At 74.8% G+C, this 21,587-nt stretch carries 18 protein-coding genes; 8 read left to right on the top strand and 10 right to left on the bottom strand.

The window, feature by feature from the left end; translation table 11 throughout:
- Window positions 1-233 precede the first annotated feature (233 nt).
- The 3 genes from ABTW87_RS05715 to ABTW87_RS05705 all read left to right on the top strand — a co-directional run bounded on the left by ABTW87_RS05715 (window position 234) and on the right by ABTW87_RS05705 (window position 4,221).
- The gene (locus ABTW87_RS05715; protein WP_350648840.1) at window positions 234-1,598 is read left to right on the top strand and encodes a serine hydrolase domain-containing protein; all 1,365 of its coding nucleotides are present in this window, start codon (window positions 234-236) and stop codon (window positions 1,596-1,598) included.
- 194 nt (window positions 1,599-1,792) lie between these two features.
- Entirely contained in the window at window positions 1,793-2,605 is an 813-nt protein-coding gene (locus ABTW87_RS05710; protein ID WP_350648838.1) for a DUF308 domain-containing protein, read from the top strand.
- A 197-nt stretch (window positions 2,606-2,802) separates the two neighbouring features.
- Window positions 2,803-4,221 carry an alpha,alpha-trehalose-phosphate synthase (UDP-forming) gene (locus ABTW87_RS05705; protein ID WP_350648836.1) on the top strand — a complete coding sequence of 473 codons (1,419 nt, stop codon included), beginning with the start codon at window positions 2,803-2,805 and terminating at the stop codon, window positions 4,219-4,221.
- Window positions 4,222-4,229: 8 nt separating this feature from the next.
- Here the strand turns inward: ABTW87_RS05705 and ABTW87_RS05700 are convergent, their stop codons facing one another.
- The 6 genes from ABTW87_RS05700 to ABTW87_RS05675 all read right to left on the bottom strand — a co-directional run bounded on the left by ABTW87_RS05700 (window position 4,230) and on the right by ABTW87_RS05675 (window position 9,544).
- Window positions 4,230-5,045 carry an alpha/beta hydrolase gene (locus ABTW87_RS05700; protein WP_350648835.1) on the bottom strand — a complete coding sequence of 272 codons (816 nt, stop codon included), beginning with the start codon at window positions 5,043-5,045 and terminating at the stop codon, window positions 4,230-4,232.
- Entirely contained in the window at window positions 5,042-6,448 is a 1,407-nt protein-coding gene (locus tag ABTW87_RS05695) for a flavin-containing monooxygenase (RefSeq protein WP_350648833.1), read from the bottom strand. The genes ABTW87_RS05700 and ABTW87_RS05695 overlap by 4 nt, the downstream gene beginning before the upstream one ends.
- 91 nt (window positions 6,449-6,539) lie before the next feature.
- A complete protein-coding gene (locus ABTW87_RS05690; protein WP_350648831.1) occupies window positions 6,540-7,250 on the bottom strand; it encodes an endonuclease/exonuclease/phosphatase family protein in 711 nt (236 codons plus the stop codon).
- 1 nt (window position 7,251) lies between these two features.
- Window positions 7,252-8,199 (bottom strand): ROK family glucokinase, encoded by a 948-nt coding sequence (locus ABTW87_RS05685; protein ID WP_350648829.1) that lies wholly within the window; start codon window positions 8,197-8,199, stop codon window positions 7,252-7,254.
- A 132-nt stretch (window positions 8,200-8,331) separates the two neighbouring features.
- Window positions 8,332-9,060, bottom strand: a complete 729-nt coding sequence (locus ABTW87_RS05680) for a hypothetical protein (protein ID WP_350648827.1) — start codon at window positions 9,058-9,060, stop codon at window positions 8,332-8,334.
- Window positions 9,061-9,088: 28 nt separating this feature from the next.
- Window positions 9,089-9,544, bottom strand: a complete 456-nt coding sequence (locus ABTW87_RS05675; protein WP_350648825.1) for an SRPBCC family protein — start codon at window positions 9,542-9,544, stop codon at window positions 9,089-9,091.
- A gap of 127 nt (window positions 9,545-9,671) precedes the next feature.
- On the opposite strand from ABTW87_RS05675, the gene ABTW87_RS05670 reads away from it, so the two are divergent.
- The 5 genes from ABTW87_RS05670 to ABTW87_RS05650 all read left to right on the top strand — a co-directional run bounded on the left by ABTW87_RS05670 (window position 9,672) and on the right by ABTW87_RS05650 (window position 16,598).
- Window positions 9,672-11,471, top strand: coding sequence for an AMP-dependent synthetase/ligase (locus ABTW87_RS05670; protein ID WP_350648824.1), 1,800 nt, complete (start codon window positions 9,672-9,674; stop codon window positions 11,469-11,471).
- 14 nt (window positions 11,472-11,485) lie between these two features.
- Window positions 11,486-13,177, top strand: coding sequence for a sensor histidine kinase (locus ABTW87_RS05665; protein WP_350648822.1), 1,692 nt, complete (start codon window positions 11,486-11,488; stop codon window positions 13,175-13,177).
- 7 nt (window positions 13,178-13,184) lie between these two features.
- Window positions 13,185-13,850 (top strand): response regulator transcription factor, encoded by a 666-nt coding sequence (locus ABTW87_RS05660; RefSeq protein ID WP_012014490.1) that lies wholly within the window; start codon window positions 13,185-13,187, stop codon window positions 13,848-13,850.
- Window positions 13,851-14,002: 152 nt separating this feature from the next.
- Complete coding sequence (locus tag ABTW87_RS05655; RefSeq protein WP_350648820.1) at window positions 14,003-14,812, top strand: SAM-dependent methyltransferase; 810 nt, start codon at window positions 14,003-14,005, stop codon at window positions 14,810-14,812.
- 133 nt (window positions 14,813-14,945) lie between these two features.
- A complete protein-coding gene (locus ABTW87_RS05650; protein WP_350648990.1) occupies window positions 14,946-16,598 on the top strand; it encodes a putative bifunctional diguanylate cyclase/phosphodiesterase in 1,653 nt (550 codons plus the stop codon).
- Window positions 16,599-16,707: 109 nt separating this feature from the next.
- Here ABTW87_RS05650 and ABTW87_RS05645 read toward each other — a convergent pair whose 3' ends face one another.
- From ABTW87_RS05645 to ABTW87_RS05630, 4 genes are all read right to left on the bottom strand, one after another.
- Window positions 16,708-17,832 (bottom strand): glycosyltransferase family 4 protein, encoded by a 1,125-nt coding sequence (locus tag ABTW87_RS05645; protein WP_350648988.1) that lies wholly within the window; start codon window positions 17,830-17,832, stop codon window positions 16,708-16,710.
- A 1-nt stretch (window position 17,833) separates the two neighbouring features.
- Window positions 17,834-19,093: a M48 family metallopeptidase gene (locus ABTW87_RS05640; protein WP_350648818.1), complete on the bottom strand. Its 1,260-nt coding sequence runs from the start codon at window positions 19,091-19,093 to the stop codon at window positions 17,834-17,836.
- A gap of 323 nt (window positions 19,094-19,416) precedes the next feature.
- On the bottom strand, window positions 19,417-19,644 hold the full coding sequence (locus ABTW87_RS05635) for a hypothetical protein (RefSeq protein ID WP_350648816.1): 228 nt from the start codon (window positions 19,642-19,644) through the stop codon (window positions 19,417-19,419).
- Between the two features lie 335 nt (window positions 19,645-19,979).
- Window positions 19,980-21,491: an NYN domain-containing protein gene (locus ABTW87_RS05630; protein ID WP_350648814.1), complete on the bottom strand. Its 1,512-nt coding sequence runs from the start codon at window positions 21,489-21,491 to the stop codon at window positions 19,980-19,982.
- Window positions 21,492-21,587: the final 96 nt, after the last annotated feature.

Below are 21,587 nucleotides of genomic sequence, written 5' to 3'. Positions count from 1 at the left end.
TCGGTCGCGGTCGCGTGGCGAAGCGCTGCGGCGCCACCTCGCGTCCACGGCGAAGCGGCCGGACCAACGCCCTCCGGGCGATGACCTTCGGTGATCACGACCCACCAGGGCGGCCCTGGGCATCCCGGCACGCCCCATCGGAGGAATGTGCTGCAGATCACATCACCTGTCGATGCCGCGGGACGGGTCGGGTGGTTGGACTCGATCCAACCGCTGCTGTCATGATGCGGCCCATGTCGATGTCCCGCCGTACCGCGCTCGGCGCCGGTCTCGCCGCCGCCGCCACCCTCGCCGGCTGCCGCGAGGCGGTCCGCTCCGCAAATGCCGGCGCGACCGCCGCGAGCGCGAGCCCGAGCGCCAGCGCGAGTGCGTCGGCCGCGCCGAGCCGGTCGGCGGCGCGCGTCGCGGTCCCGGACGCCACCGGGACGACCGGGCCGGTGGTACGCGAGGGCGCGCTCGCGGGCGGCCGGCTGCGGGTGGCGCTGCACCGCCACCTCGCGCCGACGAGCGTCAACCCGAAGCACCCCGGGTACGCGGGCGCGGTGGCGCTCTGCCAGGTGGGCGGCGCGACCGTGGCGAAGGCGGTGGTGGGCAAGGCGTTGCGGTACGACGCCGGCCCGGTGCTGCTGCCCGAGTCGAAGCAGGTGGGGATGCGGTACGACTCGATCTTCGACCTGGCGTCGATCACCAAGGTCTACACGGCGATCCTGGTACTGCAGCAGGTCGACAAGGGTCGGATCGACCTGTCCGCACCGGTGGTGGACTACCTGCCCGGCTTCACCGGCGCCGGCAAGGACCGGGTCACCGTGGCCATGCTGCTGGCGCACACGAGCGGCCTGCCGGTCGGGGCGAAGGTCGCCGGGCTGCCCGACGACGCGGCCCGCCGGGCGGCGGTCCTGGCCACCCCACTGATCAGCGGCGCGGCGCCGGGCGCGGTGTTCCGCTACTCCAGCGTCGGGCTGATGGTGCTGGCGTTCCTGGTCGAGGAGGTCACCGGCCAGCGGTTCGACCAGGCGCTCAACACCGGGCTGACCGGACCGCTCGGCCTGAAGGACACCGGCTTCAAGCCGAAGACCTGGCTCAGCGCCGCCGACCAGGCGGCCCGGCTGGTGGCCACCGACGCCCGCTCGTCGCGGGGACTGTTGCGCGGCGTGGTGCACGACGACGTCGCCAACCACATGGGCGGGATCGCCGGGCACGCCGGTGTCTTCAGCACCGCGGCCGAGGTGGCCGTGATCGGTCAGTTGCTGCTCGGCGGCGGGGCGTACCGGGGCACCCGGATCCTCTCCGAGGAGATCACCCGGCAGATGCTCAGCAACGTCAACGCCGGGCTTCCCGCGGTCGACCCCGAGCGGCCGAACCGCACCTCGGCGCACGGCCTGGGCGTCGTGCTCGACCAGCCGTGGTTCATGGGGAAGCTGAGCGGGCCGCGCACCTTCGGGCACACCGGCTTCACCGGCACCTCCCTGGTGGTCGACCCCGACCGCCGGATGGTCCTGGTCCTGCTGACCAACCGCGCCCACCCCAACTGGAGCTGGGCGAACCCGGACCCGGTCCGGGTCGAGGTGGCGGACATCGTCGCGCCGATCCGGCCCTGACCGCGCGGTCCGCGCACAAACGGACAATCATCCCCACCCGTCACCAGCACCACGGGCACTGACGGCGCAAGACGCGACACAACGCACTCCCGGAACCGGCCCTCGACGTGTCACGATTCAAGGCACGGCGGGCGCAGTGACGCCGAGGGGGCTCGCGAGGTCGCGCCACGGGCGCGCGATGAGGAGGTTGTCCGGTGTCAGCGGGTGGGGCCCGCCGGGGACGGCGGGACAACGGGCTCGACGCGAGCGAGTACGCGGTCGCCGGCGACGTGGATCCCCGGGTCGGCGAGCATCTGCTCGACGTGCTCGCGGCCGGCGGCATCGCCGCCTACCTGCAACCCTCCGCCGACCTCAACCCGGTCACCCGCACCACGACGGTCCCGTCCCGCCCGGTCGACCGCCTGTACGTGGACCGGTCGCACCTGCGGACCGCCCGGGACTACCTCACCCAGCTCGCCGACGAGGGCGCCGCCGACCGGACGCGCGACGACGAGCCGGACATCGAGGCCGAGTGGGCGCGCATCGTCGCCGGGTTCCACACCACCGCCGGTGGCGGCGACAGTCCGTGGCCCGCCGCCGAGGACGTGGACGACGACCGGCCCGGCCGGGCCGCCACCGACGGCCCGACCGCCACCGACGTTCGACGGCTGCCGTACGCGGCGGACATCTCCGGTGTCACCGTCGGTCGCGGCCGGGAGGACGAGCCGTCGCTGCTCGACGGGTTGGACACCTTCGGCGCGGACCTGCCCGACGACGAGGACGAGGAGCGGTACACGCCGCCACCGCCGCCGCCACTGCCCCGGATCTCCAAGTACGCCGCGGTCGGCACGCTGGCCATCGTGGTCGGCTTCGTGCTGTTCCTGTTTCCGTCGCTGTTCCCGGCCGACCCGGGGATCGTGACCCTGCTCGGCTTCACCGGCATCCTGGCCGGTTTCGTCACGCTGGTCTGGCGGCTGCGCCCCGGCGACCGCGACGAGCACGACCCGGACGACGGCGCGGTCGTCTGACCGGCGGCGTCCGGAGACGCTCGTCGATCGCTACGCCCGCATCCCGGGACGCCCGCTCCCCCGGCCGGTGGCGTAACAGTGGTGTAACTTACGGTCAGTAGGAATACCGCTGTCCGTCATGTCCCCCTCCGCTGACTGCCGGCCGTTCCTTCCCCCTCTCCCCGGCGGTCGCTCCCCGGCAGATCGGAACGCCCGAGATGCGACAGAGCTCCCTGGTGGTGGTCGCCAACCGCCTCCCCATCGACGACAGTGCGGCACCGGACGGCGCCTGCGAGTGGCGCCGCAGCCCAGGCGGCCTGGTGAGCGCCCTGCACCCGCTGCTGCGGCGCACGCCGGCGACCTGGGTGGGCTGGGCCGGCGGCACCGGACCGGCACCGAGGCTGCCCGACATCGACGGCGTGCGCATGCACACCGTGCCGCTCACCGCCGACGACCTGCGCGATCACTACGAGGGCTTCGCCAACGCCACCCTGTGGCCGCTCTACCACGACGCGGTCGAGCAGCCGGAACACCACCGGCGCTGGTGGGAGGCGTACCAGCGGGTCAACCAGCGGTTCGCGGAGGCGACCGCCGAGGTGGCCGAACCCGGAGCGGTGGTGTGGGTGCAGGACTACCACCTGCAGCTCGTGCCGGGCCTGCTCCGGTCCCTGCGCCCGGACCTGCGGATCGGCTTCTTCCTGCACGTGGCGTTCCCGCCGCCCGAGCTGTTCATGCAGTTGCCCCGCCGGGCCGAGCTGCTGCGGGGCATGCTCGGCGCCGACCTGGTCGGCTTCCAGCGGGCCCAGGCCGCGCACAACTTCGCCCAGCTCGCCGTGAAGGTGCTCGGCCTGCCGGCCACCGACCGCCGGATCGCCGTCGACGACCGGGTGGTCCGCATCGGCGCGTTCCCGGTCTCCATCGACACCGCCGAGATGGCCGCCCTGGCCGCCCGGCCGGACGTCGCCGACCGGGCCGGCCGGCTCCGCCGCGACCTCGGCAGCCCCGAGCACGTCATCCTCAGCGTCGACCGGATGGACTACACCAAGGGCATCGAGCAGCGGCTGAAGGCCTACAGCGAGCTGATCGCCGACGGGCACGTGAAGGTGCGCGACACCGTGCTCGTGCAGGTGGCGGTGCCGAGCCGGGAGCGGGTCGGGCAGTACCAGATCCTCCGCGAGCGGGTCGAGCGCGAGGTCGGCCGGATCAACGGCGAGTTCGGCCGGGTCGGTGAGCCCGCCATCCACTATCTGACCCAGCCGTTCGACCGCGCCGAACTGGCGGCGCTGTACCGGGTCGCCGACGTGATGGCGGTGACCCCCCTGCGGGACGGCATGAACCTGGTGGCCAAGGAGTACGTCGCCGCCCGGGTCGACGACACCGGGGCGCTGCTGCTCAGCGAGTTCGCCGGCGCCGCGGCCGAGCTACCCCAGGCGTACCTGGTCAATCCGCACGACCTGGAGGGGCTCAAGCAGGGACTGCTCGCGGCGCTGCGGGCCCGGCCGGACGACATCCGCGAGCGGATGCGGGCCATGCGCGAGCACCTGCGCCAGCACGACATCCACGCCTGGGCCCGTTCCTACCTGTCCGCCCTCGACGAGGACGGCTCGCTGCTCAGCCGGCTCGGCACAGCGGACTGAGCCGCGGCTCAGCGCTGTCCCGGGTCCTTCTCCAGCCAGTCCAGGATCGCGTCCACGGGCTCCTGCCACCGGGCGTCCAGCATCAGGTCGTGTCCCATGCCGGGGAACAGCAGCGGCGCCGAGCCGTACCGCCGGGCGGCCCGGGTGAGCGCCGACGCCGGCACGACGCGGTCGTCCGGGCTGCCCAGCACCAGCACCGGCGGGTCACCCACCGCCGGCTCGGGTTCCCGGCCGAGCAGCAGCTGCCACTGCGCACGCCGGCCGGCCCGCCCCAGCCGCGACAGGTGCCGCCGAACGTCGTCCACCGGCAGCTCACGGCTGAACAGCTGCGCGCGGCTCAACCGGAGCCGGCCGCCCACGAGCGCCGGCAGCGTCCCCAGCGGGTTGCGGCGCAGCGCGACAGCCGCCGTGGCCCAGCCGCCGAACACCGGCGCCACCAGCACGGCGGCGCGGGCCGGATAGCGCGCCAGGGCGTGCGCCACCACAAGCGCCCCGGCACCGTGCCCCACCAGCACCGCCTGGCGCGGCAGGCTCGACGCCACCTGGACCACGTCATGGGCGTACGCGCGCAGCGTCGCGTCCGGCGCCGGCTCGCTGCCGGCGTGACCGCGCAGGCTCAGCGCGTACGCGGGGAAGCCGCGCGCGGCCGCGTGGCCCAACCAGTGCTCCGCGAACGCCCACGCGCCGTGCCCGAAGCCGGGCACGAACAGCAGCGGGGGGCGGCCCTCCTCGACCTGTGGGGCGGCGCCGAGCACCTCCCGCCGGACCGGGCGGACCGGTCGGGCCCACTCCCATCCCCGCATGATCCGCACCTGCTGTGTCACTTCTGCTCCAGGTCGTGGAGGGCGCGCTGCACCGCGCGCAGGTAGTCGGCGTGGCCGACCTCGAACCAGTGCCGGCTGCTGTCCTTGACCGGCCCCGAGTAGCGCTCCCCGGCCCGGGCGGTCACCGTCGCGGCGAAGGCCGCCGCCCGGTCCGGTCGGGTCACCCGCAGCCGCAGCAGCCGGGCGAAGAGCACCGCCTGCCAGTGCGACAACGCGAAGATGCCGGAGTCGGGCTGCACCAGGCCGGCCACGGCCAGGGTCGGACGGTTCGGCACGAACGCGTTGAGCCACAGCACCGGCCGCCCGGTCGCGCCGTCGTCGCCGAGGATCTTCGGGTCGAGGAACTCGAACCGTGGCAGGTAGCCGGTGGCGAACACCACCAGCTCCGGGTCGACGTGCCGCCCGTCGGTCAGCTCGACGGCGGAGCGGTGGAAGCGCGCGACCTCCGGCACCGGGGTGATCCGGCCGTGGCCCACGTAGTACACGAGCTGGCTGTTGGCGATCGGGTGCGTCTCGTACACCCGGTGGTCGGGCTTGGGCAGCCCGAAGCGGGTCAGGTCGCCGACGGTCAGCCGCAGCGTGAGGTGGTAGAGCCACTGCCGCACCCGCCGTGGCACCCGCAGCGCCAGCAGCGCGTCGTTGACCTGGTCGGCGGGGCGGCCGAGCACGTACTTCGGCGCGTACCAGTAGCCCCGGCGGGTGGAGTGCCAGCACCGCGACGCCTGCTGCGCGGCCTCCACGGCGATGTCACAGCCGGTGTTTCCGCCGCCGACGACAAGCACCCGCTTGCCGCGCAGCTGCGCCGGGTCCTTGTACGACGAGGCGTGCATGATCTCGCCCCGGTACTCGGCGAGGCCCTGGTAGCCGGGCAGCTTCGGCGACCAGTTGTGGCCGTTGGCGACGACGACGGCCGCGTACCGGGAGGTGCGTTCCGGACCGTAGCCGCCGGTGCTGCGGGTGGTCACGTCCCAGCGTTCGCCCTCGACCGGCTCGACCCGCACCACCTCGGTGCCGAACCAGATGTGCCGGCGCAGGTCGAAGTGATCGGCGTACCGCTCGAAGTAGGACAGCAGCTGGCCGTGGTGCGGGTAGTCCGGCCAGTGGTCCGGCATCGGGAAGTCGGGGAACTGGGTGAACGGGCGCGACGAGATCAGGTGCGTGCTCGCGTACACCGGGCTGCGGTCGTGCCGCCAGTTCCAGGCGCCGCCGACGCCGGTCTCCCGCTCGTAGCAGTCGACGCCGAAGCCGTGCTCGGTGAGGTTCTTGATCGCGGTCAGACCGCTCGCGCCCGCCCCGATGACGCAGACCGTGTCACCCCGGTCGGAGACCGGGCGGCCGTCGCGGGTCAGGGCGGGGTTGCTCGACTCCGGGTCGGGCCGGCCGTGGTCGGTGGAGGTGGACACCGAGTTCTCCTTTTGTGCGGCACGGGTGCCGGGTCGCGCAGCATCCTGCCCACATCGGATGGCCGATGTCCAGACCCGGGGCGCCGGGCGTTCAGTCGGCGGCGGGCAGCAGCAGGTCGACCAGGACCGGGAAGTGGTCGCTGGCCCGCCGGGTCTGCGGTGTGTCCACCACGTCGTAGTCGACCACGGTGATCCGCGGGTCGACGAACAGGGCGTCGATGCGGCGGCGGGGGCTCGCGCAGGAGAAGGTGAGCCGGTCGGCGCGGTCCATCGCCACCGCCGCGTCGGTGCGGCCGGCCGCGACGGCCGCCCACGCCGGCCCGTCCGGCCCTTCGTTCAGGTCCGCTCCGGCGATGACCGGGGCGGGTGCCCCGGCCAGCCCGCGGGCGAACAGCTCGGCCTGCGCCGGCCGCTCCGCCGGATCGGTGGACAGGTGCGAGCCGGCGACGGTGAACCGGGCACCGCGCTCCACCAGGCAGTCGGCGTACGCGGCGCCGCGCAGGTGCCGGCCCGGCGTGAGCGGAAACCGCTGGCAGCGGGTGGCGGTCACCCGGACGCGCAGGCTGGTCAGCAACAGGTTGCCCAGGGCGGGCAGCCCGCCGGCCGCGACGACGAGGCCGAACGACTCGGCGAGCGCCGCGGACTTCTGCCGCCACCGGAACCGGCGCGGCCCCTCCTGCACGATCACCACGTCCGGCGCCGCCGCGCGGACCACGGCGGCGAGGGCGGCGGTGTCGTCGCGCTGGCTGTGGATGTTGTACGAGACGACGCGCAGTGGCACGCCGTCACCCCGCGCCGGCACCTCAGATCCGGCGGGCGAGGTCGGCGGCGCCGATGACGCCGGCGGTGTTCCCCAGCTCGGCGGGGCGGATCTCGGCCACCGGCAGCCGGCCGCGCTGGGCGAGCGCGTCGGTGAAGGAGCGGCGGGTGGGACCCATCAGCAGGTCACCGGCGTCGACGACACCACCGCCCACGACCAGCACCTGCGGGTCGAGGATCTGCGCCATGTCGGCGAGGCTGGTGCCCAGCCAGCGGCCGACCTGGGCGAACGCCTCGGCGGAGACGGTGTCGCCGCCCTGCGCGGCGGCGGTGACCATGCGGCCGGTGATCGCCTCCGCGTCACCGCCGGCCAGGTCGAGCAGCCCGGTGGCGCGGTGCGGCTCCTGGCGGGCGGCGGCCCGGGCGAACCGCACCAGGGCACTGCCGCTGGCGTACTGCTCGATGCAGCCCAGCCGGCCGCAACCGCACAGGTGGCCGTCGGGCACGGTCATCATGTGGCCCAGCTCGGCGGCGACCCCGTTCGCGCCGCGCAGCAGTCGGCCGCCGAGGACGATGCCGCCGCCGACCCCGGTTCCGATGGTGAACATGACCATCGAGTCGTCGGCGTCCCGGGCCGCGCCGTAGCGGAACTCGGCCCAGGCCGCCACGTTGGCGTCGTTCTCCACGATCACCGGCAGGCCGGTGGCCGCGCTCACGTACTCGCGCAGCGGTTCGTCGCGCCAGGCCAGGTTCGGAGCGAAGAGCACGGTGGAGCGACCCGCGTCGATCCAGCCCGCCGCGCCGATGCCGACCGCCTCGATCGAACGCCCGGCGGCCAGCTCCTGCACCACCTCGATGATGACGTCCCGGGTCTTTCCGACGTCCTCCGCGGGAGTGTCCCGTCGGGTCTGCACGAGCACCGTGCCGGTGTCGTCCACGACGCCGGCGGCCACCTTCGTGCCACCGACGTCCACTCCGATGGTCAGCGTCACCGCTGCCACTCCCCTCTGTCGTGCTGCCCCGGCCCACGGCGCCGCCGCTCCGGTCACCCGCCGCCGCGACCCCGATCGGACCCGTCCCGGCGGCACTCCGCCGGGCGTGTCGGCCCGCTCACGCGTATCCGATCATGGCGCCCGGTCCGGGCGCGACGCCGGTCGCGCCGTCGTCGGCCCCCGGCCGTCCTCGCCGGTGGTGCCGGGCGCCCGGGCGGCGGGCACCACGGCCTGCCCGGCCGACGTCGGTACGCTCTCGTGCCCGGCGGCGTCGGCGGGCGGTGCGGCGGCCGGACGGGACCCGTCCTCCGCACGGGTGGCGGCGGACCAGACGTCCCCGTCGGGCGCCGACGGAGAATCATGCCCGCTCCGGGTGGCCTCGCGCCACACGTGGTCCCCGGCGCCGGAGGCCGGGCCGGCGGACCGCGTCCGGTCGGGGGCCGTCGGGGCGGGCTCCGCCGGCCCGGAGGCGGGCTCCGCGGACTCCGCCGGGTGGGCGACCCGCTCGGCCGGCTCGGCCGGTGCGAACGCGCGCAGCAGGCTGGCGACGCCGGCGGCCAGGTCACCCGCCCCGGTGGCGAGACGCTCGGCGAACTCCGGACTCGGGTCGCGCAGGGCGACGATCGCGCGACAGACCGGACAGACGCAGCATTCGGCCGTACCGGTGGCGATACCGCCCCCGGACGCGCCGGCCGACGCGCCACGGCCGGCGCTGTGACCGAGGACACCCGACACGATCCCACCCAGCGGTCCCCACGGGCCGCCGGCACCGCCGGCCGCGGCCAGCCGCGCGGTGGCCAGCAGCGTGGCGACCAGCAGTTCCGCCTCTTCCCGGGCCGAACCCGGATCCGTTGCCCCCATGGTCGGCTCCTCTACCGCGGCGGCCGCGTCAATGCGCCGCACCGGGTGCTTCTACCCGGCGCTTGAGCTGCTTCAACGCGGTATCCATGATCATTTTCTCGGCCTTGCGACGGAACATGCCCAGCATCCCGACCGACAGCTCGACCTCCAGCGTGTAGGTCACCGTGGTCGTGCCGTCCCCGTTGCCCACCAGGTCGTACGAGCCGCGCTGCGTCCGCTGCATCTTCGAGGGCGCCACCAGGTGCCACTCGATGCGGGTGAGGTCCTCGGCGTACTCGTAGGCCAGCACGTACTCGTCGGCCAGCACGCCCGCGTCGATGGTGAACCGCACCTGACTGGCGTAGCCGTCCTCGTACTCCTCGACGACCTCGACCCGCCGGACCGCCTCGGTCCACTCGGGGTAGCTGGGGAAGTCGCAGATGACCGCCGCCACCCGTTCCGGTGGCGCGCCGATGATGATCGACTGGGTGGAGGAGTCCGCCATGTGGGGAGGCTACCCGGCGGTGTGACGAACCTGCCTGCGCCACCCACCCGGTCGGCCGGGTAGGTTTCGACAGAGCCGACCCGAGGTGGCGGCCGACCCCCGGCCAGTGTGAGCACGAGGAGTGCAGGTGCGCGAGTTCTCCGTCCCGCCGATCGTCACCGTCGGCGACTCGGCAAACCTCACCGACCCGGTCTGGGACAACGCCGACGTCGCCCCGGACGCCGTGCAGTTCGTCCGCTCCGGGCCCGACGGCGCCCGGATCGAGGTGACCTGCCAGCAGTTCCGCGACGAGGTGGTGGCGGTGGCCCGGGGCCTGGTCGCCGCCGGTGTGCAGCCGGGCGCCCGGGTCGCCCTGATGAGCCGTACGCGCTACGAGTGGACGCTGCTCGACTACGCGATCTGGGCCGCCGGCGCGGTCACCGTGCCGATCTACGAGACGTCAAGCGCCGAGCAGGCCGCCTGGATCCTGTCCGACTCGGGGGCGGTCGCCGCGCTTGTGGAGACCAACGCGCACGCCACGCTGGTGGCCGGCGTCCGGGACGGGCTGCCCGAGCTGGCGAACGTGTGGCAGATCGACGTCGGCGCGGTGGACGAGCTGATCTCCGCGGGCGCGTCGGTCGACCCGACCGAGATCGAGCGGCGCCGGGCGGGGGTGCGGTCGGGTGATCTCGCCACGATCATCTACACCAGTGGCACCACCGGACGCCCCAAGGGCTGCATGCTGACCCACCGCAACATGTACGCCGACATCGCCAACGCGGTGCCGGTGCTGCCGAACCTGTTCCGCGAGGGCGCCTCCACCCTGCTGTTCCTGCCGCTCGCGCACGCCTTCGCCCGGCTGATCCAGATCGGCGTCGTGCAGACACGCGCCACGATGGCGCACTGCTCCGACACGAAGAACCTGGTCGCCGAGCTGCAGGCGGTCCGGCCCACGTTCGTGCTCTCGGTCCCCCGGGTCTTCGAGAAGGTCTACAACGCCGCCAAGCAGAAGGCGGAGGCCGCCGGCAAGGGGAAGATCTTCGCCCGCGCCGAGGCCGTCGCCATCGCGTACAGCGAGGCGCTGGAGGCCCCGGGTGGCCCGGGCCTGGCGCTGCGTGCGCAGCACGCGCTCTTCGACCGGCTGGTCTACCGCAAGCTACGGGCGGCGCTCGGCGGCCGGTGCCGCGACGCCATCTCCGGCGGCGCTCCGCTCGGCGCCCGGCTCGGGCACTTCTTCCGGGGCATCGGGGTGACCATCTGCGAGGGGTACGGCCTGACCGAGACCTCCCCCGCCGCGTCGGCCAACCTGCCCGGCGCCACCCGGATCGGCACCGTCGGGCGGCCGCTGCCCGGCGTGGCCATCCGGATCGACGACGACGGCGAGGTCCTCATCGCCGGCGAGTTGGTCTTCGAGGGCTACTGGCGCAACGAGGCGGCCACCGCGGAGGTGCTCACCACCGACGGCTGGTTCCGCACGGGCGACCTGGGTCAGCTCGACAGCGACGGCTTCCTGCGCATCACCGGCCGCAAGAAGGAGATCATCGTGACCGCCGGCGGCAAGAACGTCGCCCCGGCGGTCCTCGAGGACCAGGTCCGGGCGCACCCGCTGGTGAGCCAGTGCGTGGTGGTCGGCGACCGGCAGCCGTTCATCGCCGCGCTTGTCACCGTCGACGAGGAGGCGCTGCCGGCGTGGCTGGAGTCGGCCGGCCTGCCGGCGGGCACCCCGGTCGAGCAGCTCCGCGAGCACGAGGGGCTGCGGGCCGAGGTCCAGACCGCCATCGACCTCGCCAACCAGGCCGTCTCCAAGGCCGAGGCGATCAAGGTCTTCCGGATCCTCCCGCAGGACTTCACCGAGGCGACCGGCGAGCTGACCCCGTCGCTCAAGGTCAAGCGGCAGGTCGTGCACAAGTCGTACGCCGCGGAGATCGCCGAGATCTACCGGAGCTGACTACGATCCGTCACGTGCCCGCCTCGACATCCGGCCTGCCGCGCCCGCATCCCCTCGCCACCGCCGCGCGCGTGGTCATGCTGGCGCTGATCGCGGTCCTCACTCTCTTCGCCACGCACGACGTCGACCAGCTGTGGTGGATCGCGCTGCTGGCCGTGGCGGGGCTGCCGGCGGTGCTGGCCCCGACGCACCCCCGGCTCGGGCCGCTCAGCCGGGGCGCCGAGGTGGTCGTGCTCGGGCTCGCCGCGAGCCAGGTCGCCTCCGTCGCCACGATCGGCGCGACGAACGGTGGGCTGGGCGCCTCCGCGGTGCTGCCGTACCTGGCCGTGCCGGTCACCGTCACCGCGCTGCGCCGGAGGTTCCGGGAGGGCGCGGCGCTGCTCGCCGTCGCCGCGGTCACCCTGCTGGCGGCGGGCGCGCTGACCGAGGTCGACGGCCGGCGGCAGCTCGCCCAGATCGGCTACCTGGCCGTCTGCGCCCAGTGGCTCATCCTCGCCGCCCTCGGGCTGTACGCGGCGAGCACGCTGCACCGGGTGATGCAGGCGCGGGGCGACGGCAAGCCCCAGCCGTACGCGGAGGCCACCCGGCTGCTCACCCAGCTGCGCACGGTGGCCCGGCAGCTGCCCGGCGCCACCCTCGACCCGGGCGGCATCTCCGAGCACCTGCTCGAGGAGTTGCGCACGGTGTCCCGGACGGACCGGGCGGCCGTGCTGTCCGCCAGCGGCGGCGGTCGGCTGGTGGTGCTCGCCCAGTCGGGCGCCGACCGGGTGGACTGGGAGACGACGCTCGACGCCGACTCGGCCATCGCCGACGCGTGGGCCAGCCAGCAGCCGCAGACCGCGGCCCGCTCGCAGGCCCGCTCGCACGGCGGAGGTGACGTCTCCGCGCTGATCGTCCCGCTGGTCGCCGGGGTGCGCACGGTGGGGCTCGTGGTGCTCGAGGCGGACGCCGCGCACGCGTACCCGCCCGAGGTCGTGTCCCGGGTGACCGCGCTGACCTCGCCGGCGGCGCTGCGGCTGGAGGCGGCCCTGCTCTTCGACGAGGTGCGGTCGCTGGCCACCAACGAGGAGCGGCAGCGGCTGGCCCGGGAGATCCACGACGGGGTGGCCCAGGAGCTGGTCATGGTCGGCTACGGCATCGACAACGCCCTGGCCACCGTGCACGACGACGCCGAGGAGACCGCTGAGTCGCTGCGGCAGCTGCGCCAGGAGGTCACCCGGGTGATCACGGAGCTGCGGCTCAGCCTGTTCGAGCTGCGCAGCGAGGTGGACCGGCACGGCGGGCTGGCTGCGGCGATCGCCGAGTACGCACGCACCGTCGGCGCCTCCGGCGGGCTGCGGGTGCACCTGTCGCTGGACGAGTCGACCGCCCGGCTCCCCGCCGCCACAGAGGCCGAGCTGCTGCGCATCGCCCAGGAGGCGGTGACCAACGCGCGCAAGCACGCCGGCGCCTCGAATCTCTGGGTCACCTGCGAGGTGGACCCCCCGTACGCGCAGATCGAAGTGTCGGATGACGGTCACGGCATCGGTGACCAGCGCACCGACGGACACTACGGTCTTGCGATCATGGCCGAGAGGGCGGAACGTATCCGGGGCCGATTGGAGATCAGGCCGCGGCAGCCGAGCGGCACGACCGTGGCGGTGGTGCTCGGTTCGTCGCCCCGGCGCGATAACGTGCGTGGCAGCGCAGCAGCAGAAGGGGAGTAACCCGAGGATGACCACACCGACACCGGCTACCCGCACCAAGGTCCTCCTTGTCGACGATCACGACCTGATCCGCAAGGGTCTCCGGCACGCCTTCGAGCGCGACCGGCAGTTCGAGGTCGTCGGCGAGGCCGCCACGGCGGCCGAGGGCGTCCGCCAGGCCGGCGCGCTCCAGCCGGACGTTGTGATCATGGATCTGCGGCTCCCCGACGGCAGCGGGCTGGAGGCCACGCGCGCGCTGCGCAAGTCCAGCGCCACGATGGGCATCGTGGTGCTGACCATGTACGCGGGCGACGACCAGCTCTTCGGCGCCCTGGAGGCCGGTGCCAGCGCCTTCGTCCCGAAGACCGCCCCGGCCGACGAGGTGGTCGCGGCCGCGCGGCACGCCGCCTCCTCGCCCAGCGCGTTCACCGCCGCCGACCTCGCTGAGGCGATGAAGCGCCGGCTGGCCCCGTCCGGCCCGCAGCTCTCCCCGCGCGAGGGCCAGGTGCTGCGGCTGCTCGCCGACGGGATGAGCGTCGCCGGCATCGCCAAGCAGCTCTTCGTCAGCGAGTCCACCGCGAAGACGCACATCTCGAAGCTCTACGAGAAGCTGGGTGCGGCCAACCGGGCCCAGGCGCTGATGACCGCGTTGCGGCTCGGCCTGCTCGAAGCGCCGGACGCCCCGAAGTTCTGACCCGCCGCACCGACCCGCGTCCGCCGCAACGGCGGGCGCGGATCTTTTTCATCGACCGCTGTATTCGACCGGCGCGGCGGCGCGCTATGGTCTCCCCCGGGCGGAATGCGGTCCGCGGGCGGTGCGGGCCGTGCGCGGCGAAGAGGTGAGGCATGCGACGGCCGGACTGGGCACCCGAGGACATCGACATCGAACGCCCAAGCGTCGCCCGGATGTACGACTACTACCTCGGCGGCTCCCACAACTTCGCGGTCGACCGGGCGGCGGCGCAGGCCATGGTCGCGGCCGTCCCCGAGGCGCCGCTGATGGCCCAGGCGAACCGCGCCTTCCTGCGTCGGGTGGTGCAGTTCCTCGTCGACGCCGGCGTCCGGCAGTTCCTCGACATCGGCTCCGGCATCCCCACCGTCGGCAACGTCCACGAGATCGCGCGCCGGGCCGCGCCCGAGGCCCGGGTGGTCTACGTCGACGTCGACCCGGTGGCGGTCGCGCACAGCCGGGAACTCCTCGCCGGCGAGGACGGGACGACAGTGGTCCAGGAGGATCTGCGCCACCCCGAGCGGATTCTCGACCACCCCGACGTACGCCGGCTGCTCGACCTGGACCAGCCGGTCGCCGTCCTGGTCGTCGCCGTTCTGCACTTCATCTCCGACGACGACCGTCCCGCCGAGCTGCTGCGGACGCTGCGCGACGCCCTCGTCCCCGGCAGCTGGCTGGTGCTGTCGCAGGCCAGCGCCGACGGGCGCGGTGACGAGGAGCGGGCCGAGGCCGAAGCGGTCTACCGGCGCACCGACAATCCGCTGTGGATCCGCAGCCGGGCCGAGCTGACCCGGCTCTTCGACGGCTTCGAGCTGGTCGAGCCGGGCGTCGTGTGGGTGCCGCAGTGGCACCCGGAGTCGCCGGACAGCGCGGAGGACGCCGAGCGCTCGGGGTTCCTCGGCGGGGTGGGACGGCTCGGTGGCTGATCCGCCGACGGCTCGACCCGCCACCCCGACCCGGGCCGGCCCGACGACCGGCTCCGGGGCCGCGACCGGCTCCGGGGCGGCGACCTTCGCCCGGGCGTGGGCGAAGGCCGTCACCGGGACGAGCTACCTGCCGATGGCCCAGGCACAGCTGGAAGGGCTGCTGGGCCGCCTCGCCGGGCAGCTGGCGGCGGCCCTGCTCGCCGAGCCGTTCGACCTGCGGACCGGCCAGCGGGTGGGCGCCGAGCTGGTGGCCGCGCACATCGCCTCCGCCGAGGCGCTGGGGCGTACCGTCGAGGTCGTCCAGCTGCGGCTGGTGCGCGACCTGGGGCTGGTCGCCGAGGACGTGGAGGACCGGCTGGCGCGGCTGCTCGCCGCGGTCGCCACCGGCTACGCGCGGGCGCTGCGCGACCGCACGCTCGACGAGCAGGAGTCGATCCGGCGGGCCGCGATGACCGCGCGGGTGGAGGCCGAGCGGGCGCTGCGGGTCAGCGAGGCCCACTTCCGCCACCAGGCCACCCACGACCCGCTCACCGACCTGCCGAACCGCACGCTGTTCACCGAACGCCTCGCCGCCGCCGTCGAGGTGCCGGGACGGGGCACCGAACGGATCGGGCTCTGTTTCCTCGACCTGGACCGCTTCAAGCGGGTCAACGACTCGTACGGGCACCGGGTCGGCGACGCCGTGCTCACCACGGTCGCCGAACGGCTGCGGGCCGCCCTCGACGGTCACCTGGTCGCCCGGCTCGGCGGCGACGCGTTCGTCGTACTGGTCGAGCGCACCGGCGGCACCCGGGACGTGATCGCGGTGGCCGAGGCGGCCCTGGCCGCCCTGCACGAACCGGCCGTGGTGGCGGGGCACGAGGTGACCGTGCGGACCAGCATCGGGATCGTGGAACGGCAGATCGTCGGCACCTCGCCCAACGAGCTGATGCGGGCCGCCGACAGCACCCTGCACTGGGCCAAGGCGGCCGGCGGCGGCCGCTGGGAGCTGTACGACGCCGAGCGTGACCACCGGGAGCTGGCCCGCCAGGAGCTGTCCGCGGCGATCCCGGTCGCCCTGGACCGCGGCGAGTTCTTCCTCGACTACCAGCCGCTGACCTCGCTGCACGACGGCCGGCTCCTCGGCGTGGAGGCGCTGGTGCGCTGGCGCCATCCGGAGCTGGGCGTGCTGCGCCCGGACCGCTTCATCGGTCTGGCGGAGGAGACCGGGCTGATCGTGCCCCTCGGCGGCTGGGTGCTCGCCGAGGCGTGCCGCACGGCGGGCGGCTGGTCCGGCGGCGGCGGGGCGCCGTTCGTGAGCGTGAACCTGGCCGTGCGGCAGGTGCACCGGCCGGTGCTGGTCCAGGAGGTCCGCGACCTGCTGCGCCACACCGGCCTGCCCCCGGAGCGCCTCCAGCTGGAGATCACCGAGAGCGCCATGATGAGCACCGCTGAGGAGCCCGTGCAGACGCTGCGGGCGCTCGCCGACCTCGGCGTCCGGATCGCCATCGACGACTTCGGCACCGGCTACAGCAACCTCGCGTACCTGCGGGCGCTTCCGGTGACCGAGCTGAAGGTGGCCGGGGAGTTCGTGGCCGGGTTGCGGACGCCGGAGGCCCGGGCGGACGAGCGGATCCTCGCGTCGCTTGTCTCGCTGGCGCACGCGCTGGACCTGACGGTCACCGCCGAGGGCGTCGAGACGGCCGGGCAGGCCGACCGGCTGCGGGCGATCGGCTGCGACGCCGGCCAGGGCTGGCACTTCGGCCGCCCCGAACCCGCCGACCGCATCCTGGCCCGCCTGGCTTGACCCCCACCCTCCGCGTCGATCATGGAGTGGTGGTGGGCGGTATGAGCCGGTCTGTCCCACTCTGTTCCCACCACAAGTCCATGATCAACCGGAGGTGGGGGTCAGTGGGTCAGGCGTGGAGGAGGGTGGTCATGCGGGCGGCCTGGGTCTCCCAGCGCCACTCTCGTTCGACCCAGGCGCGACCGGCGGCGCCGAACTGGCGGGCCAGGTCCCGGTCGGCGAGCAGCGTCGCCACCCGGTCGGCGAGCTGGGCCACGTCCCGCCCGCGCACCACGTAACCGGTCTCGCCGTCGCGGACGGCGTCCGGCGCGCCGCCGGAGTCCCCGGCCACCACGGGCAGCCCGGTCGCCGAGGCCTCCAGGTAGACGATGCCCAGCCCCTCCACGTCCAGCCCCCGGTTGCGGGTGCGGCAGGGCATGGCGTAGACGTCGCCGGCCGCGTAGTGGGCGGGCAGCTCGGCCGCCGGCACCGTCCCGGTGAACACCACGTCGCGTTCGACCCCGGCGTGCCGGGCCAGCTTCTCCAGCGCCGCCCGGTACGGACCGCCGCCGACGACAAGCAACGCCGCGTCCGGGACCCGGCGACGGATCTCCGGCAGCGCCCGGATCAGCATGTCCTGCCCCTTCCGGGGCACCAGCCGGGACACGCAGACCACCACGGGGCGGTCGGTCAACCCGAGCCGTACCCGCACCGGCTCGCCGTCGACGGAGGGGTGGTAGGCGTCCACGTCGACACCGGGGGCGAGGCGACGTAGCTCGGTCAGGCCGTGCAGCGCCCGGTCCAGCCGGACCCGCGTGTACTCCCCCAGGTACGTCGTCACGTCGACGCCGCGGCCGATGCGGCGCAGGGCGGCGCGGGCGCCGGGCAGGGCCGCCCAGCCGACCTCGTGCCCGTGGGTCTGTGCCACCATCCGACGGATCCCGGCCCGTCGGCGCAGGCCCGCGGCGAGGAGCCCGAGCGGCGCCGCCGCGCCGAACCACACGGTGTCGCAGTCGTACGCCCGGGCCAGCCGGGCCGCCCGCCGGGCGACCAGCGGGGTGGGCAGGAGCACCCGGGTGCGTTCCCGGACCACCTCGAAGGGTTGGTCGGCGTCGAACTTCGCCGCGCCCCGCCAGCTGGAGGCGTAGACCACCACCGAACCCGGGGGCTGGCGAACGGCGAGGTTGTGCACGAAGGACTGGATGCCGCCGGGGCGGGGCGGAAAGTCGTTCGTCACCAGCAGGGTGCGGCCCACGTCAGCCACCGGCCTTCCGGGCGTGGGCGCGGGCGGCCGCGATCCGCTCCACCGTCGACGGATGGCTGGCGGAGTAGAGGTATTCCAGGCGGGGCGGATCGGGGTCGGCGAGGTTGATGCCCGCCAACCGGCGCTGCATCGCCTCGAACGCGACCGGATCGCCGGTGAGCGCCAGGGCGTGCGCGTCGGCGCGCGCCTCGACCCGCCGGGACATCAGGGCCTGCGCCGGTGCGGACACCAGACCGGCCACTGTTACCAGCGCCACCAGCAGCGGGAACGCGCGCGGCTGGGCGACCGAGTCGACGCCGGCCAGGCGCAGCAGCGGGCCCGAGGAGCCCAGCAGGTAGAGCGCGACGACCGCGGCGGCCGCGCCCAGCGCGCCGGTGAGGGTGCCGACCGCCACGTCCCGTTCCTTGGCGTGGCCCAGCTCGTGTGCCACCACCGCGGTCACCTCGGCCGGACTGGCCTCGCGCAGCAGGGTGTCGTAGACGACGATCCGTCGGGTCGGACCGAGACCGGAGACGTAGGCGTTGACCGCGCGGGTGCGACGGGACGCGTCGGCCACCAGCACGTCGCGCACCGGTACCCCGTCGCGGGCGGCGAGGTCCATCAGCTCGGTGCGCTGCGGGCCCGGCGGCATCGGGGTGAAGCGGTTGAACACGGGCTCCACCAGCACCGGGAGCACGAACGACAGCAGCACCACCAGGCCGGCGGCCCCGGCTGCGCCGAAGGCCCACCACCAGCGCGGCGCCAAGCGGATCACCGAGTAGAAGCCGAGCAGCGCGACCGCGCCGATGACGGCACTGACGGCGTACGACTTGAGCAGGTCGACCGTCCAGCCGCCCCAGCCGTTGGTGGCCAGCCCGTACCGGGTCAGGACGGCGTGCCGCCACGCGGCGAAGGGCAGCGTGACCAGATCGGCGACGAGCACCACGGCGAGCCCGCCGAGCACCGCCTCGGCGATCCAGTGCCCGCCGAGGGGGCGCCCGGCCAGCTCGACCAGGCGGCTGCCCAGCGGGGTGAGGCCGAGCGCGAGCGCCACCAGCAGGCCGACGCCGATCGCGGCCCAGCCGCCGGGCCGCAGGGCCGCCCGGAACTCCCGGCCCCGGGCCACCTGGTCGGCGGGCAGGTCCCGCAGGGCGGCCAGCTGGTCGGCGCGCGGGGCCGGCGGGCGCTGCCACGGGATCAGCACCGCGGCGGCGACGCCCAGCGCCACCACAAGCCCCACAAGCGTCAGCAGTGCCCAGGCGCGGGGGCTCACCGCAGCGCCTCCCGGCCGGGGACGCCGGCGATCGCGATGGGCCTGCCGTCACCGCGCCGCACCCGCGTCATGCCGCTCCTCCCGTCGTGACCGCCCATCGTAGTGCGCCGGCCCGCCGCGACGGCGGCGGTCCCCACGGCTCCGGCCCTGCGGCGTCGGCGCTCCTGGCTCCGGCACCGCACCCCCTGCGGCTCCACGCCCGGCGCCACCTCGACGGACGCGCGGACGGCGTCGGGTGCGCCCGGCCCAAGCCCCGCGCCGGCCAGGCTCCGCCCCGGCGCCGGCCCGCTCGGCCTCCGCCCGGTGGCGGGCCGAGGATCCACTCAGGCGACCCGCCGACGGCGGGCCCGGGCACGCGCGGGAGCACCGTGAGTGGGGACACTGGACGGCTCGGGCAGCACCTCCACGTCGAAGCCGGCCCGGGCGAACACCTCCACCGCCCGGGCCTCGGCGGCGCCGAGAGCGGGCGACCCCTCGTCGAACAGGGCGGTCACCAGGCAGCCGGAGCAGCCGGCGCCCTGGACGCCGCACCGGTCGCAGTCGATGAGCATCGTCGTCTCCCTGTCAGGGCTGGCGGCGGGCGGGGGGCGCGTCGCCACCCGGCCACCGTCGGTCACATCGACGCTAACGGCGGGGTACGACATGAACCGGACAAGCGGCGGCCATCCGGAGACCAGGGAAGGAAACGACCCTGTGGGGGCGCCCGAGCGGGCTGAAGCTCGAGGCACCTCGACCGGCGAGGGCCGCCGGCAACTTCGGGGAAGATGCTGCCTCCCGTGCGAACGAGACAGCATCTTCCCCGAAGTTGCTCACGGCAGGTCCGTTCCGGGGGCGGCCACGCGGTCCGGAGTGCTCCGGGCCGGCGACGGGAGCCGAGCCGGCGCGGTCAGGAGCGGGCGAGGCGCCGCAGCAGCGAGTCGGCGCCGAGCGGGTAGGCACCGTGCCGGCGTACCCCGTCGGCGACCTCGCGGTCCGACGAGACCACCACCACCGGGCGGCCCGACGGCTCGGCCCGCACGAGGCGGCGGATCAGCTCGTCGGCGGTCTCCCCCTTTCTGGAGAAGAGCACCCGTACGCCACGCGGGGTCGGCGGCAGTCCGTGCATCCGTTCCGCGCCGTCGAACACCACCGTGACCTCGTCGCCGGTCTGCGCGGCGATCCCGCCCAGCCCGGTGATCAGGCGCTTGCGCTGCTGCTCCAGCGACATCTCGCCGAACCCGCGCTTGGTGACGTTGTAGCCGTCCACCACGAGGTGCGCCCGGGGCAGGGCGAGCAGCTGATCCAGCCGGGCCGGGTCGTCGGTGTCCCGGGCGCGGGCCGCGGTGCCGGCCGCGGTGGTGCCGGACTGGTCGGCGAAGGCATCGGCGACGAAGTCGGCCGGCAGCTTGTCCACCGGGTCCAGCGCCAACTCGCGCCGCAGACCCACGGCGGCCTGGCCGATCGTCTCCAGCAACAGCCACAGCCGGGCGTCGTCCACCGACCGGGCCTCCTTGGCGCTGGCCCGCGCCACACCGGCCGCCGCCTCGGCCTCGGCCAGCCGGGCCCGGGCCCGACGCAGCTCCGCGTCGGCGTCGGCCGCCGCCCGGGCGGCCCGGCCGCGTTCGGTGGCGAGCATCTCGGTCGCCTTGCGTTCCCGGGCCTGCGTCTCGCGCAGCGAGCGCGCGAGCTGCCGCGACTCCTCGCGGAGCTGTCCCAGCTCCTCGCGGACGCGGGCCAGTTCGTCGCGCAGCTTCTCCGCCTCCACCCGGGCCACCGCCCGGTCGTGCTCGGCGCGGGTGGCCCGCTGTTCGGCCTCGCGGACCAGTTCGGCGACCACCGCGCTGTCCGCCTCGGCGCGGACCGCCGCGCCACTGGCGTCGATCAGCTCCCGCCAGCCCTGCGGCCGCGCGAGGTACGCCAGGGCCGCCACCTCCACCGGATCGGCGGCGGCGGGTGCGGTGCCCTCGACCACCGCGGCGCCCAGGTCGCCCGCGTCGCTGAGCACCCGGGCGGCGACGCGCTGGCGGAACAGCGGGTCAGCGGTCAGTTGGGCGGCGATCGCCGGTGCGCCCAGGCGGGCGCGGCGGTTGGGGGCGAACTTGGCCACCCGCCGCAGCGGGACCGGCACCTCTTCGGCGGGAAGGCCGGGCAGCACGGCGGCGGCGAGCGCCACGATCCGCTGGCGGACCGGCTCGGGCAGGACGGGCTCCGGCTCCGGTCCGCCGCCCTCGGCGGCCTCGCCGGCGGGCACGCCGGACGCGGCCGCACCACCGCCGGCGGGGTCGGCGGCCGGCAGGGTCACGCCGGCCGCGACCGGGTCGTCGAGGGTGCCCCCCGTACCCTCGCCGCCCGTGCCCGGCGCAGCGGCGACCGGTTCCTCCCCGGGGAGGTGGTCGTCGTACGGATCGGCGAGGGGCATGTGGCAAGTCTCCCACCGCGACCGGGCCTACCGCCCAGCGAGTGAGCTGATCTCTCATCTTAGGTGGCGGGAGGGGCCGGCGGCACCGCTGGGGCG

Origin of the sequence: Micromonospora sp. NPDC126480, from assembly GCF_040302465.1 — a bacterium.
Classification (GTDB): domain Bacteria; phylum Actinomycetota; class Actinomycetes; order Mycobacteriales; family Micromonosporaceae; genus Micromonospora.
Note: the sequence above shows the minus strand (reverse complement) of the source record. Positions and strands in the feature narration are given on the sequence as shown.

Coding starts and splice junctions, on each gene's coding strand:
- ABTW87_RS05655 (WP_350648820.1), top strand. CDS start 14,003: ATGCGACGGCCGGACTGGGCACCCGAGGACATCGACATCGAACGCCCA.
- ABTW87_RS05630 (WP_350648814.1), bottom strand. CDS start 21,491: ATGCCCCTCGCCGATCCGTACGACGACCACCTCCCCGGGGAGGAACCG.
- ABTW87_RS05675 (WP_350648825.1), bottom strand. CDS start 9,544: ATGGCGGACTCCTCCACCCAGTCGATCATCATCGGCGCGCCACCGGAA.
- ABTW87_RS05715 (WP_350648840.1), top strand. CDS start 234: ATGTCGATGTCCCGCCGTACCGCGCTCGGCGCCGGTCTCGCCGCCGCC.
- ABTW87_RS05680 (WP_350648827.1), bottom strand. CDS start 9,060: ATGGGGGCAACGGATCCGGGTTCGGCCCGGGAAGAGGCGGAACTGCTG.
- ABTW87_RS05650 (WP_350648990.1), top strand. CDS start 14,946: ATGGCCCAGGCACAGCTGGAAGGGCTGCTGGGCCGCCTCGCCGGGCAG.
- ABTW87_RS05660 (WP_012014490.1), top strand. CDS start 13,185: ATGACCACACCGACACCGGCTACCCGCACCAAGGTCCTCCTTGTCGAC.
- ABTW87_RS05635 (WP_350648816.1), bottom strand. CDS start 19,644: ATGCTCATCGACTGCGACCGGTGCGGCGTCCAGGGCGCCGGCTGCTCC.
- ABTW87_RS05705 (WP_350648836.1), top strand. CDS start 2,803: ATGCGACAGAGCTCCCTGGTGGTGGTCGCCAACCGCCTCCCCATCGAC.